Genomic DNA, 13253 nt, shown 5'->3' on the forward strand with positions numbered 1-13253 from the left:
GCGCCCCAACATGGCGCTCGGGGGCATCACCCCCATGCAGAAACTGGCACTCGCTGCCTAGCTCCACTTCTGCTGTCCGCTAAAAGCGGGGGGATTACCCCGGGTTCCCCGCCGATTGCGTGCAACTAATTGCAAACGTGGTGGGGAGCGAGGTTTGGAGGTGGGGTGCTGCGGTTCGCAGCTGGTCCAGATAGGTGCGGACCTGAGCCAGAGCCGCCCACTTGCGGCGCACGGCTTCATCAAGGTCACGGGTACCCAGCGCGCGGCGGATGTGAGTGCTGCCCACGCGGCCCTGAAGGGTAGTGGGAACCTTGACCCTCAGGTACCAAGAGTGCCCGAGTTGCTGGAGATACTGGGTTTTGCGCATATGCCCCGCCGTGGTGGTGGGGTTTCGGCTGCGCGGTGGTCAAGGTCGGTGGTCAAACCCGGCCTCGGACGCCTGATAGACAAAAGGCCCCCCGGCTCAACCGGAGGGCCCTCTGGGCACTGTTTCCCGGGGTTTCCGGTACTCAGCGCTTCATCGAGCTGAAGAACTCGTCGTTGGACTTGGTGTTCTTCATCTTGTCCAGCAGGAACTCCATCGCCGCGATCTCGTCCATCGGATGCAGCAGCTTGCGCAGGATCCAGATCTTCTGCAGCAGCTCCGGTTCGATCAGCAGGTCCTCGCGGCGCGTGCCGGAGCGGTTGATGTCGATGGCCGGGTAGACGCGCTTCTCGGTGATGCGACGGTTCAGGTGCACTTCGCTGTTGCCGGTGCCCTTGAATTCTTCGTAGATCACCTCGTCCATCTTGCTGCCGGTCTCGACCAGCGCAGTGGCGATGATGGTCAGCGAACCGCCTTCCTCCACGTTGCGCGCGGCGCCGAAGAAGCGCTTCGGGCGGTGCAGGGCGTTGGCGTCCACGCCGCCGGTCAGCACCTTGCCGGAGCTGGGCACGACGTTGTTGTAGGCGCGTGCGAGGCGGGTGATCGAGTCCAGCATGATCACCACGTCCTTCTTGTGCTCGACCAGGCGCTTGGCGCGCTCGATCACCATTTCAGCGACCTGCACGTGGCGCGCGGCGGGCTCGTCGAAGGTCGAGCTGACCACTTCGCCGCGCACGGTGCGCTGCATTTCGGTCACTTCTTCCGGACGCTCGTCCACCAGCAGCACGATGAGGTGCACGTCCGGGTGGTTGGTCGTGATCGCGGTGGCGATCTGCTGCATCATGATCGTCTTGCCCGCCTTGGGCGGCGACACGATCAGCGCGCGCTGGCCCTTGCCCTGCGGCGCCATCAGGTCGAGGATGCGGCCGGCGATGTCTTCCGAGGAACCGTTGCCGCGCTCCAGGGTGAAGCGGCGACGCGGGAACAGCGGGGTCAGGTTCTCGAACAGCACCTTGTTCTTCGACGCTTCCAGCGGCTCGCCGTTGATCGTGTCGATCGTCGACAGCGCGAAGTAGCGCTCGCCGTCCTTCGGCCAGCGGATGCGGCCGGCCAGATGGTCGCCGGTGCGCAGGTTGAAGCGGCGGATCTGGCTGGGGCTGATGTAGACGTCGTCCGGGCCGGCCAGGTAGCTGGCTTCCGCGGCGCGCAGGAAACCGAAGCCATCCGGCAGGATTTCCAGTACGCCGTCGGCGGCGACGCCTTCGCCGTGGCGGGTCAGCACCTTCAGCAGGGCGAAGATCACGTCCTGCTTGCGGGCGCGGGCCACGCCTTCCTGGATGTTCAGCTGTTCAGCGATGTCCAGCAGGCGCGGGGCGGGCATGCGCTTGAGGTCGCCCAGCGAATACTGCGGGAACCCTTCCGGCACGTTCGGCTGCTGGCGCGGCACGAAGGCTTCCTGGCCGCCGCCGTTGCCATCCTGCGGCATGCCGTCGTTCCCCTGCCGGTCGCGGTTGCGCTCGCGACGGTTGCGGAAACGGTCGCGGCGATTGTTGTTGCCGAAGCGATTGCCGTCGCGCTGTTCGTTGCGATCGCCGCCTTCGTTCGGGTGGCCGTCGTTCGAGTGACCGCCCTGGGCCTGGGAGGCCGGGGCTTCACCGCCGCCCTCATGGGACGGTGCAGGCGCGCGCTCGGTCGCGACCGGCGGCAGCGGGAGCTGCGGCGCTTCGGGCGCGGCGGGGGGGGCGTCGGCGGTCGGGGTCTTCGGGACGCGCGCTTTGCGCACGCGCTTCTCGGCTGGGGCGCCGGTTTCGTTGCTGCTGTCGGACAAGTTGCGATTCCTCGCTAGGTGGCGAGCGCCGGCGTTGCGGCGGCGGGTGACTAAAGGGAGGTGGAGCTTCAGATGGGTGCGGCGCATCCCCTGCGCCGGATCGGATTCGACACTATCACCGGCCTGCGGCGCCGGCAAGCCGGGCCGCCAGGGCGGGTTCAAGCGGATTCAGCCAACGCCCCCGGCGGCGGCCAGGGACGAAAGGGGATCAGGCCGCCTGGGTGCCCAGGGCCTTGTCGATCATCTGGGTCAGCTGACCCTTGCCGACGGCACCGATCTGGGTCGCCTGGATCTGGCCGTCCTTGAACAGCAGCAGCATCGGGATCGAGCGCACGTGGTACTTGATGGCGGTCGCGCGGTTCTCGTCCACGTTCACCTTGGCCACCTTGAGCTTGCCGTCGTAGGCCTGGGCCAGCTCGTCCAACACCGGCGAGATCATCTTGCACGGGCCACACCATTCGGCCCAGAAATCCACCAACACCGGCTCGCCGGACTGCAGCACGGCGGCATCGAAATCGGCATCGCCGACGTGGGAAACTTTATCGCTCACTGGGGTCTCCTGCGGAGTCCGCGGAGCCCCGCGGACGGGTTCGGGCCGGGTCGGCCGTCTGTTTAGGGTAAACTGGGGCGTTCCGCGGCCATTTCAAGAAGCTCCTGGGCGGCCGCGCAGCCCGGCACAGGGGGCGCAGTGTGCGACGCCGGACCCCCCGTTGCAAGCACAGCGACCCGCATTCACACAGCCGCACGCAGAACACTGCGGCGCAAAGAAGATGGCATGAGCGACAAACCTTTAACCGACATTACTTTTTCCTCGTTCGACCTGCATCCGGCCCTGCTCGCAGGCCTTGAAGGCGCGGGTTTTTCCCGTTGCACGCCGATCCAGGCCATGACGCTGCCGGTCGCCCTGGCGGGCGGCGACGTCGCCGGACAGGCGCAGACCGGCACCGGCAAGACGCTGGCGTTCCTGGTCGCGGTGATGAACCGCCTGCTGAGCCGTCCGGCGCTGGCCGAACGCAAGCCGGAGGATCCGCGCGCGCTGATCCTCGCGCCGACCCGCGAGCTGGCCATCCAGATCCACAAGGACGCGGTGAAGTTCGGCGCCGACCTCGGCCTGCGCTTCGCGCTGGTCTACGGCGGCGTGGACTACGACAAGCAGCGCGAGCTGCTGCAGAAGGGCGTGGACGTCATCATCGCCACGCCCGGGCGCCTGATCGACTACGTCAAGCAGCACAAGGTGGTCAGCCTGCACGCCTGCGAGATGTGCGTGCTGGACGAAGCCGACCGCATGTTCGACCTGGGCTTCATCAAGGACATCCGCTTCCTGCTGCGCCGCATGCCGGAGCGCACCACGCGGCAGACGTTGCTGTTCTCGGCCACGCTGTCCCATCGCGTGCTGGAGCTGGCCTACGAGCACATGAACGAGCCGGAGAAGCTCGTCGTCGAGACCGAGTTCATCACCGCGGCGAAGGTGCGGCAGAAGCTGTACTACCCCGCCGACGACGAGAAGATCCCGCTGCTGATCGGCCTGCTGTCGCGCAGCGAAGGCGCCCGCACGATGGTGTTCGTCAACACGAAGGCCTTCGTCGAGCGCGTGGCGCGCGCGCTGGAACGCGCCGGCTACCGTGTCGGCGTGCTCTCCGGCGACGTGCCGCAGAAGAAGCGCGAGTCGTTGCTGAAGCGCTTCCAGGCGGGCCAGCTGGAATTGCTGGTCGCCACCGACGTGGCCGCACGCGGCCTGCACATCGACGGCGTGTCGCACGTGTTCAACTACGACCTGCCGTTCGACGCTGAAGACTATGTGCATCGCATCGGCCGCACCGCGCGCCTCGGCGCCGAAGGCGATGCGATCAGCTTCGCGTGCGAGCGCTATGCGATGTCGCTGCCGGACATCGAGGCCTACATCGAGCAGAAGATCCCGTCCGAGCCGGTCACCGCGGAGTTGCTGACCGCGCTGCCGCGGCCGGAACGCCCGAAGCCGGAAGCCGTTGAAGGCGACGAAGAAGAAGAGAGCATCGGCCAGATCTTCCGCGAGGCCCGCGAACAGAAGGCGGCCGACGAAGAGCGTCGCGGTGGTGGTCGCAAGACCGGTACCGGCGGAGCCCGCCGCGAAGGCGGTCGTCGCGAGGGTGGACGCCGCGAAGGCCCGCGCTCGGCCGACGGCAAGCCGCGCCCGCCGCGCGCGCCGCGTCCGGAAGGCGAGGCCGCCGCGAAGCCCCAGGCACCGCAGCCCGCGAACGACGTGCGTCCGGAAGGCGCCGGCGCGCCGGAAGGCGATCGCAAGCCGCGCAAGCGCCGTCGCCGTCGCCATGGCCGCCCGCTGGAAGGGGCCGAGGGCGTCGTGGCGAGCGTGGCCGCGCCGGCAGCACCGAAGGCGACCGCCAAGGCGGCCGACGAGAACGCAGGCTTCCTGACGCGCCTCGGCCGCAAGATCCGTTCGCTGGTCGGCGGCTGAGCCGCCCGAGAGAAGGGTCGACGAGAAGCCGGGCATGTCCCGGCTTCTTTTTTGCCCGCACGGCATCGCCAGCGTCTCGGCCGCTCCGGCATAATCGACGGACATGAGCGTCCTTCGATTCGAAAACGTCAGCAAGCAATATCCCGGCGGCCATCCGGCACTGGTCGACGTCAGCTTCGAGGTGGCGGAAGGCGAGATGCTCTTCGTCACCGGTCATTCCGGCGCCGGCAAGAGCACGCTGCTGAAGCTGATCCACCTCAGCGAGCGCCCCTCGCGGGGCGCGGTGCTGTTCGGCGGGCGCAACCTGCTCAAGGTGCGCGGCGGTCGCATTCCGCTGCATCGCCGTGACGTGGGCGCGGTCTACCAGGACCACCGCCTGCTGACCGATCGCACGGTGATGGAAAACGTATCGCTGCCGTTGATCCTGCGCGGCGACCGTCGCGGCGACATCGGCAAGCGCGTGCGCGAGGTGCTGGCGCGACTCGGCCTGGGCCACCGCGAGAACGCGCTGCCCACCCAGCTCTCGGCGGGCGAACAGCAGCGCGTGGGTATCGCCCGCGCGATCGTCGCCGAGCCGCGCCTGCTGGTGGCGGACGAACCCACCGGCAATCTCGATCCCACCCTGGCGGCGGAGATCATGTCGCTGTTCGCGTCGATGCCCGAGCGCGGCACCAGCGTGCTGGTGGTCAGCCACGACCTCTCGCTGCTCAAGCGTATGAAGAAGCGCGTGCTGATCCTCGACCACGGCAAACTGGCCGACGACATCTCTCCCGCGGACCTGGCCGAATGAGCGACGCGAAGAACGTCCGGACGCAGGCCCGCTCCGGCATCGGCATCTGGCTGGACCAGCATCTCTACAGCTTCGTCTCCAGCCTGGGGCGTGCGGCGCGTCGCCCGTGGGCGACGCTGCTGACGATCGGCGTGATGGCGATCGCGCTGGCGCTGCCGCTCGGCCTCTGGCTGGCGCTGCAGAACGTCGGCCATTTCGCCGGCGATGTGCAGCAGTCGCGCGAAATCGACCTGTTCCTCAAGCCCGATACGCCGGTCGCGCGTGCGCAGGCGCTGGCGCTCGAGCTGCGCGGCCGCGACGACGTGGCCGATGTGGAACTGCGCACGCCGGAGCAGGGCATGGCCGAGTTCCGCGAACGCAGCGGGTTGGGCGCCTCGCTCGACACGCTGGAAGGCAACCCCTTGCCCAGCCTGCTGATCGTGGTGCCGGAAGGCGACGACGCACGCCTGGTCGCCGCCCTCCAGGCGCTGCCGGAAACCGACCTGCTGCAACACGACGCCGCCTGGCGCGATCGCCTGGCGGGGTGGATGGGCTTCGGTCGCCGGCTGGCATGGGTGCTGGCGGCGCTGTTCGGCCTGGGTGCGCTGCTGGTGGTGGGCAACACCGTGCGGCTGGATATCCAGTCGAGGCGCGAGGAAATCGGCGTGCTCCAGTTGCTCGGCGCCAGCGACGGCTTCATCCGCCGGCCCTTCATCTACCTCGGCGCGTGGTACGGCCTGGCGGCCGGTGCGCTGGCGCTCGGCCTGCTGACCCTGGCCGCCCTGGCGCTGCGCGACCCGCTGGCGACGCTCGCGCGCAGTTATGGCAGTGCGTTCGCCCTGGTGGGGCTGGATGCCGTGGGCGCGGTCGCCGTGGTCGCGGCCGCGACGGCGATCGGCTGGCTGGGCGCATGGCTGGTGACGGGGCATTTCTTGCGTCAGACTCGCCCCACAGAAACCTGAGACTCGTCTCCTTCATGGCCCAGGAACTCCGGCACCTGATCAGTGACGCCCCCCGCGTGATGGTGGTGGACGGCTCCAAGCTGGTGCGCAAGCTGATCGCGGACGTCCTGCGGCGCGAAGTGCCCGGCGTGCAGGTCATCGGCTGTTCCAGCATCGCCGAGGCGCGCACCGCGCTGGAGCAGGGCGAAGTGCACCTGGTCACCACCGCGCTGGCGTTGCCCGACGGTGACGGCCTGGAGATCGCGCGGACCGTGCGCGAAGCCGCCGGGCAGGCCTATGTGCCGGTGATCGTGGTGTCCGGCGATGCGCAGCAGCACCTGGAAGAGCGGCGCTTCACCGAGTTCGTGACCGACTACTTCGACAAGTCGCTGGGCCACGAGGCGCTGGCGACGTTCATCCGTGGCTACGTGCAGCCCGAGCCCGTGGTGGGGGCGACCGTTCTCTTCATCGAGGACAGCCGCGTGGTCGCCGAGACCACCCGGCGCATGCTGGAGCGGCAGTCGTTGAAGGTGGTGCATGTGCTGAAGGCCGAGGATGCCTTCGCCCTGCTCACTGCCGAATCGCTGGGGCTGTCCACGCACAAGTTCGACCTGGTGCTGACCGACGTGATCCTGAAGGGCGAACTGAGCGGCCGCGACATCGTGCAGCGGATCCGCGTGGATTTCGTCTATGGCAAGCGCCGTCTGCCGATCCTGGTGATGACCGGCGACAGCAACCGCGACAACCAGGCGGAGCTGTTGCAGGCCGGTGCGAACGACCTTGTGCTGAAGCCGATCGAGGAACGCCTGCTGGTGACGAAGGTGTTGTTCCAGCTGCGCCTGGCGCGCATGGACGAATCCCGCGCCCTCGTCTGAGGCGCCCGCGTCCGGTATGACCGAAGAAGACCGCATCCGGCTGGAGCCCTCCTGGAAGGCGCACATCGGCGACTGGCTGCAGCGGCCGGAGATGCGCGAGCTGTCCGCGTTCCTGCGCCAGCGCAAGGCCGCCGGCGCGCGCATCTATCCGCCGGGGCCGCAGATCTTCGCCGCCTTCGATGCCACGCCGTTCGACGCAGTGAAGGTCGTGATCCTGGGACAGGACCCCTACCACGGCCCCGGCCAGGCGCATGGTCTGTGCTTTTCGGTGCTGCCGGGCGTGCCGGTGCCGCCGTCGCTGCTCAATATCTACAAGGAAATCAACGCCGACCTCGGCATCCCGCCGCCCGACCACGGTTGCCTGCTGCCGTGGGCGCGACAGGGTGTGCTGCTGCTCAATGCGGTGCTGACGGTCGAGGAAGCTCGCGCGGGCGCCCACCAGGGCAAGGGGTGGGAAGGCTTCACCGACCACGCCATCGAAACGCTGGCACGCGAGCGCGAAGGCCTGGTGTTCCTGCTGTGGGGCAGCTACGCGCAGGCCAAGGGCAAGGTGATCGACGCGCGCCGCCATCGCGTGCTGCGCGCGCCGCATCCGTCGCCGCTGTCGGCGCACCGGGGCTTCCTGGGCTGCGGGCATTTCTCCGCGACCAACCAGTATCTGGCCCAGCGCGGCCACGCGCCGATCGACTGGCGGCTGCCGCCGCGTGAGCAGTTGGTGCTTTGAAGGGGGTGGCGTGGGAGCGACGTCAGTCGCGATGAGGCGCTACCGGCAGGCCATCGCGACTGAGGTCGCTCCCACAGTGCCGTTATCCACGGCCCTCGCTCAGCGCGTGCGGCGCCGCTTCTGCGGCGGCGACACCGGCGGGGGCGGGGTCACCGGGATGTTCCTGATCTCCGCCTGCAAGGCTTCCAGCATCGGCACCATCTTCTGCTGCACGGCCGACATGATGTTCTGCATCAGGGCGGGGTTCTTGTCGAGCATGCGCTGGCCGGCGGCACTCTCGTAGAACTTCGTGATCGCGCGCACGTCTTCGCGCGTGTAGGTCTTCTTGTAGACGTCCAGGTACACCGGCCGCATCTCTTCCCACGACAGCGCCGTGCGGACGATCTCCTGGGTCTTGGCCTGGATGCGGGCGACCTCGGCTTTCTGCTCGTCGGTCATTTCGCGGCCGGCGAAGTGCTTGTCGAACTCCTGCTGCTGCACCGCCTCCATCTGCGGCACCACGCCTGCCAGCAGGCTTTCGGCGCGCGATGCCTTGAGCAGGCGGTCGATGTCCGCATCGGTGGGTTCCGCAGCGAAGGTCGGTGCGGACGCCACCAGGGCGAGGGCGAGCAGCAGGCGCAGCAGGGCGCGGGCCGTGATCGACGGGAGCTTGGGCATGCGGCGTGGCGGCATGGAATGGGGTCGTAGGGTGCCTGCCCCGGAGTAAATCTGGTGTTAATCGGCGGCGATCGGGGCGCCAGCGCGCTGCGAACGGACCCACATCCTGACTACAATCCGCGGATGGGGAGCACCGCACTCGAGATCACGCCCACGCTGTCGATACCGGACGACGAACTCGTCGAACGGTTCGTGCGCGCGAGCGGCGCGGGCGGGCAGAACGTCAACAAGGTCGCCACGGCGGTGGAGTTGCGCTTCGACGTGGCCGCGTCGCCGTCATTGCCCGATGCGTTGCGCGAGCGCCTGTTGGCCAAGCGCGACCGCCGGCTCACCGACGAGGGCGTGCTGGTGATCGACGCCCAGCGCTTCCGCACGCAGGACCGCAACCGTCAGGATGCGCGTGAGCGCCTGGCCGCATTGATCGCCGCCGCGCTGGTGGTGCCGAAGAAACGCATCGCGACCAAGCCCTCGCGCGCCGCCAAGGCACGCCGGCTGGACGCCAAGCGCGAGCGCAGCCAGGTCAAGCGCGGCCGTTCGCAGAAGAACCAATGGGAGTAACCGTTTGAGCCACGACATCGTCCCGCGCATCCCGCCGAACATGCCGCAGGTGCCGCCGAACCGCTTCACCCGCTGGATGGGCCGCACCTTCCTGCGCGTGTTCGGCTGGAGGATCGTCGGCACGCTGCCGGACATTCCGAAGCTGGTGATGATCGTGGCCCCGCACTCGTCCAACTGGGACGGCATCTGGGGCATGGCGGCGAAGATCGCGATGGGCTTCCAGGTGCGCGTGCTGGGCAAGGCGCAGCTGTTCTGGTGGCCGCTGTCGCCGCTGCTGCGCAAGCTGGGCGTGGTCCCGGTGGACCGCAGCTCGCCGCAGGGCACGGTGGAGCAGGCGGTGCGGATGATCCGCCAGTCAGAGAAGATGTGGTTCGCGCTGACGCCCGAAGGTACCCGCAGGCGCGTGGACAAGTGGAAGGGCGGCTTCCTGAAGATCGCCCAGCAGGCGCAGGTGCCGATCCTGATGGCGTACTTCCACTACCCCGACAAGGTCGTCGGCATCGGCGACGTGTACTACCCGACCGGCGACATGGACACCGACATGGCCGCGATCCGCGCGTGGTACCAGCCGTGGCAGGGGAAGAACCGCGGGACGGTGTGAGGTCTTGGGCCGGATCATCCGGCACACGAACGTGGAAGCCCTGGATGCGAGTCGCGAGTCGCGAGTCCGCGTCTCTGCGATGAAGCGAAAGAGCCGTCGTCCCAGTGAACGCTGGGACCCATCTTGATCCTGCTTCTGGCTTGAGTCGCCGACCGTCGGCGAAGTGCAGCCAGAACGCATCGCGCCCATGCAATAGAGCGGGAGCGAAATGGATCCCAGCATGCGCTGGGACGACGAGGGGCAAGTTTCCGTCGTGCTTGCGCCCGCGGCATGGCTGATGAGCTTGCACCCGCGGGGTAGCCGGAAAGAAAAGGCCCGCCTTGCGGCGGGCCCTGTACCTTTCCGTGGAGATTCGCGTTACAGCGGCGCGCCGCCCAGCTTCCAGGTGACCTGCAGGAAGTAGCTGCGGCCGGTGGAGTCGAACCACGAGGTGTCGTAGTACGGGTAGTTCGCCCAGGTCGCGTCCTTCGGCGGCATGTCGTCGAGCAGGTTGTTGACGGTCAGCGACACGCGCAGGTGGTCGTTGACGTCGTAGCGTGCACCGGCGTTGAAGCGCCAGGTCGCCTTCGTCCACGCGTCGTTGTCGTAGTTGGCGACGCGGCCCAGATAGTTGCCGAACACGCTGGCGCCCCATGCATTGCGATCCCAGCTCACGCCCAGGTTGCCCTTCTGGCGCGGCAGCGTGGTGGCGCTGAAGCTGACGTCCAGCATGTCTTCTTCCGGATCGCCCGGGTACTGCTGGCGCGTGTGCTTGTCGGTCCAGGTGTAGCTGCCGGTGAAGCGGAAGTCGCCCGCGCTCGCCGTCTGCAGGCGGTAGTTCGCGGTGACGTCGACGCCGGAGGTTTCCTCGTTGGCGATGTTGATCGGCGCGAAGTGGACGCTGGTGATGTAGCCGTCGGCATCACGGATCACGCGGGCGAGGGCATCGACGCAGGTCGGCGAATTGACGTCCACGGTGGCGCCGCTGTCGGTGACGCCAAGGCGGCAGTTGGCCTCGTCGATGCGCAGCTGCTCGCGGCTCTGCGACTGCACCTGGTTCGACACGCGGATGCGGTAGTAGTCCACCGCCAGGTCGAAGTTGGCGAAGGGCGACCACACGAAGCCCGCCGAGAACGACTTGCTCGTCTCCACGTCCAGGTCCATGTTGCCGGTGTAGACGTCGAACGTGTTGATGTCCCACGTGCCGTCGTCGTAGCAGTCGCCGTCGGTGAAGCCCGGCTCGTCGGTGCGGCACTGGTAGTAGTCGGTCGACAGGGTGCGGTAGTAATCGTCGCCCGCGAACAGGTAATGCATGTCCGGCGCGCGGAAGCCGGTGCCGTAGGAGCCGCGCACCAGCAGCGTGTCGACCGGGCGCCATTCCAGGCCTGCGCTGTAGGTGAACTTGCCCGGGTTCTTGTTGCCGTATTCGTAGCGGTCGTAGCGGCCGGCCAGGCTGGCCTGCAGCGAGGACAGCAGCGGCAGGCGGAACTCGCCGGCCACGCTCCAGCGGTCGCGGTCGCCCTTGCCGTCGCCGTAGCGCGGGCCGTAGTAGGCATCGGCGGTCAGGGCGAGCGGGTCGGGATTGATTTCGTACGACTGCTGGCCGTACTCGATCGCGGCGGCGAAGCCGACGTCGCCGGCCGGCAGCGTGAACAGCGCCGGTGTGTCGAGGGTGAAGCTGAGGTTGTCGTTGTCGGCCTTCGGGTGGAAGGTGGACATCGCCGCGATGGTCGCGAACTCGGCCGGTGTCAGCGGCGTGAACAGGCGCGCCGGATCCGGGCTGTAGATCGCGTAGCCGTCGGCGTCGTAACCCTGTTGCGGACCGAGGAAGAGTTCGTTCGCAGCGGCGGCGCGGATGCGGGGCATGCCCACGTCGGCCTTGTACTGCGAATGGTTGTAGGCCGCTTCCCAGTTCCAGTTGTCGCCGAACGCACCCTGCAGGCCCGTCGTCACCGCGAACGTCTTCTGGGTGGTGGTGTTCATGCGGTTGCGCAGGCCGCCCATTTCCTCGGGCGTGAACTGGCGCGACCACGTTTCGTAGTGGCCGGTGACGGCGTTGTAGAACACCTTGTCGTTGTTGTCGGTGGAGTCGGGGTCGTGGAACTCCCAGCCCATGACGTCGCTCACCACGTCGTTGCCGTTGGTGCCGGTGAGCAGCTTCACCTCCTGGCGGCCCAGCTGGACATCGGCGAACCACGACAGGTTGTCGGAGAAGCGGTACTCGAACGAACCATAGGCGTTGAAGCCCTTGCGTTCGTTCTGGATGGTCCGGTACGCGATGGCGCGCTCGCTGCCGCAGTAGGGCTCGCCGAAGCGGTCCTCGGCCAGCACGGTGGTGCCGTCGTTCAGGCTCGCCATCGCGGCGCAGCCGTCGGCGGGCGCGATGTTGACGTCGTCGTCCCAGTCGTAGAGCTGGGCGGTCAGGCGCGGCAGGCGGCGACGCGAGGTCGGCGCGTCGAGGGTGGAGTCCTGGTTGCTGCGCTCGTAGCCCCACAGCGGGCGCTTGTCGATCAGTTCCAGGCCGACGATGCCGCTGAACGCATCGCGCTCGAAGCCGGTGGTCAGCGTCAGCTTGTGGGATTCGCCGCCGCCGCGTTCGGTGTCGCCGTAGCGGTAGTCGATGGTGGTGCCGTCGGTGGACTTCTTCAGGATGAAGTTGATCACGCCGGCCATGGCGTCGGAGCCGTAGACCGCCGAGGCGCTACCGGTCAGCACTTCGATGCGGTCGATCATGCCCAGCGGGATGTTGCCGATGTCGGTGAAGTTGCTGCGGCCGTTGAGCGGCAGCGGGAAGTCGGCGATGCGGCGGCCGTTGACCAGCACCAGGGTGTGGTTGGGGCCAAGGCCGCGCAGGTCGACGGCCTGTGCGCCGGGCGTGGACTGCGCGCTGGTGGTGTTCTGCTGGCCCTGCACGCTGCCGCTGTTCTGGCTCAGCGAGCGCAGCACTTCAGCGACGGTGGTCAGGCCGGCGGACTGGATCTGCTCGGCGGTCACCACGGTGATCGGCGCGGGGCCTTCGATCTGCGCGCGCGGGATGCGCGAGCCGGTGACCTGCAGGGTCTCCAGCTGGGTTACGGGTGCTTCCGCCTGTGCGCCGCCGCCGCCGGGAGGCGCCTCCTGAGGCGCGGGCCGCGGCGCCGGTGCGCGACGCGGCGTCGCGTCGGCTTGCACGATCAGGACCGCGCCGGAGGCATCGCGCTTGGCTTCGAAGCCGCTGCCCTTGAGCAGGCGCTCCAGCGCCTGGTCGGTGGTTGCCGCGCCCTGCACGCCGGTGGTGCGGCGGCCCTTCATCTGGTCGGCGCGATATACCAACTGCGTGCCGGACTGCTTGGCCAGCGTGTTCAGCGCCGTCGCCAGTTCGCCCGCAGGCAGGTCGATGCGGCCGGGGGCCGCCTGGGCCTGCGCAGCCAAGGCCGCGCTACAGGCCATGCTCAACAGCAGGACTCGCATTGGATACCGCATGGACGACTCTCCCCGGAGGTGCTCGGGATGGCACCTTCTGGAC

11 protein-coding genes are annotated in these 13253 nt (G+C 68.1%); 7 read left to right on the forward strand and 4 right to left on the reverse strand.

Annotated elements, in window-relative coordinates; genetic code table 11:
• Positions 1-509: 509 nt before the first annotated feature.
• Positions 510-2192: a transcription termination factor Rho gene (gene rho / locus ASD72_RS14750; protein ID WP_056880728.1), complete on the reverse strand. Its 1683-nt coding sequence runs from the start codon at positions 2190-2192 to the stop codon at positions 510-512.
• Positions 2193-2400: 208 nt separating this feature from the next.
• Positions 2401-2742 (reverse strand): thioredoxin TrxA, encoded by a 342-nt coding sequence (gene trxA / locus ASD72_RS14755; protein ID WP_056880729.1) that lies wholly within the window; start codon positions 2740-2742, stop codon positions 2401-2403.
• 225 nt (positions 2743-2967) lie between these two features.
• Between trxA and rhlB the strand changes: the two genes are divergently transcribed.
• The 5 genes from rhlB (at position 2968) to ung (ending at position 7953) form a co-directional block, all read left to right on the forward strand.
• Positions 2968-4644 (forward strand): ATP-dependent RNA helicase RhlB, encoded by a 1677-nt coding sequence (rhlB, locus tag ASD72_RS14760; protein ID WP_056880730.1) that lies wholly within the window; start codon positions 2968-2970, stop codon positions 4642-4644.
• Between the two features lie 103 nt (positions 4645-4747).
• On the forward strand, positions 4748-5434 hold the full coding sequence (gene ftsE / locus ASD72_RS14765) for a cell division ATP-binding protein FtsE (RefSeq protein WP_056880731.1): 687 nt from the start codon (positions 4748-4750) through the stop codon (positions 5432-5434).
• Positions 5431-6375 (forward strand): permease-like cell division protein FtsX, encoded by a 945-nt coding sequence (gene ftsX, locus ASD72_RS14770; protein ID WP_056880732.1) that lies wholly within the window; start codon positions 5431-5433, stop codon positions 6373-6375. Before ftsE ends, ftsX begins: the two co-directional genes overlap by 4 nt.
• A gap of 14 nt (positions 6376-6389) precedes the next feature.
• Positions 6390-7229, forward strand: coding sequence for a response regulator (locus tag ASD72_RS14775; protein ID WP_056880733.1), 840 nt, complete (start codon positions 6390-6392; stop codon positions 7227-7229).
• Between the two features lie 16 nt (positions 7230-7245).
• The gene (gene ung / locus ASD72_RS14780) at positions 7246-7953 is read left to right on the forward strand and encodes a uracil-DNA glycosylase (RefSeq protein ID WP_056880734.1); all 708 of its coding nucleotides are present in this window, start codon (positions 7246-7248) and stop codon (positions 7951-7953) included.
• A 99-nt stretch (positions 7954-8052) separates the two neighbouring features.
• On the opposite strand, the gene ASD72_RS14785 is transcribed toward ung, so the two are convergent.
• On the reverse strand, positions 8053-8610 hold the full coding sequence (locus tag ASD72_RS14785; RefSeq protein WP_056881055.1) for a DUF2059 domain-containing protein: 558 nt from the start codon (positions 8608-8610) through the stop codon (positions 8053-8055).
• Between the two features lie 123 nt (positions 8611-8733).
• Between ASD72_RS14785 and arfB the strand changes: the two genes are divergently transcribed.
• Complete coding sequence (gene arfB, locus ASD72_RS14790; RefSeq protein ID WP_056880735.1) at positions 8734-9168, forward strand: alternative ribosome rescue aminoacyl-tRNA hydrolase ArfB; 435 nt, start codon at positions 8734-8736, stop codon at positions 9166-9168.
• A gap of 40 nt (positions 9169-9208) precedes the next feature.
• The gene (locus ASD72_RS14795; protein WP_056881056.1) at positions 9209-9769 is read left to right on the forward strand and encodes a lysophospholipid acyltransferase family protein; all 561 of its coding nucleotides are present in this window, start codon (positions 9209-9211) and stop codon (positions 9767-9769) included.
• A 357-nt stretch (positions 9770-10126) separates the two neighbouring features.
• Here ASD72_RS14795 and ASD72_RS14800 read toward each other — a convergent pair whose 3' ends face one another.
• On the reverse strand, positions 10127-13177 hold the full coding sequence (locus ASD72_RS14800) for a TonB-dependent receptor (RefSeq protein WP_235578025.1): 3051 nt from the start codon (positions 13175-13177) through the stop codon (positions 10127-10129).
• Between the last annotated feature and the right edge of the window lie 76 nt (positions 13178-13253).

Source organism: Pseudoxanthomonas sp. Root630 (assembly GCF_001427585.1).
Lineage (GTDB): Bacteria > Pseudomonadota > Gammaproteobacteria > Xanthomonadales > Xanthomonadaceae > Pseudoxanthomonas_A.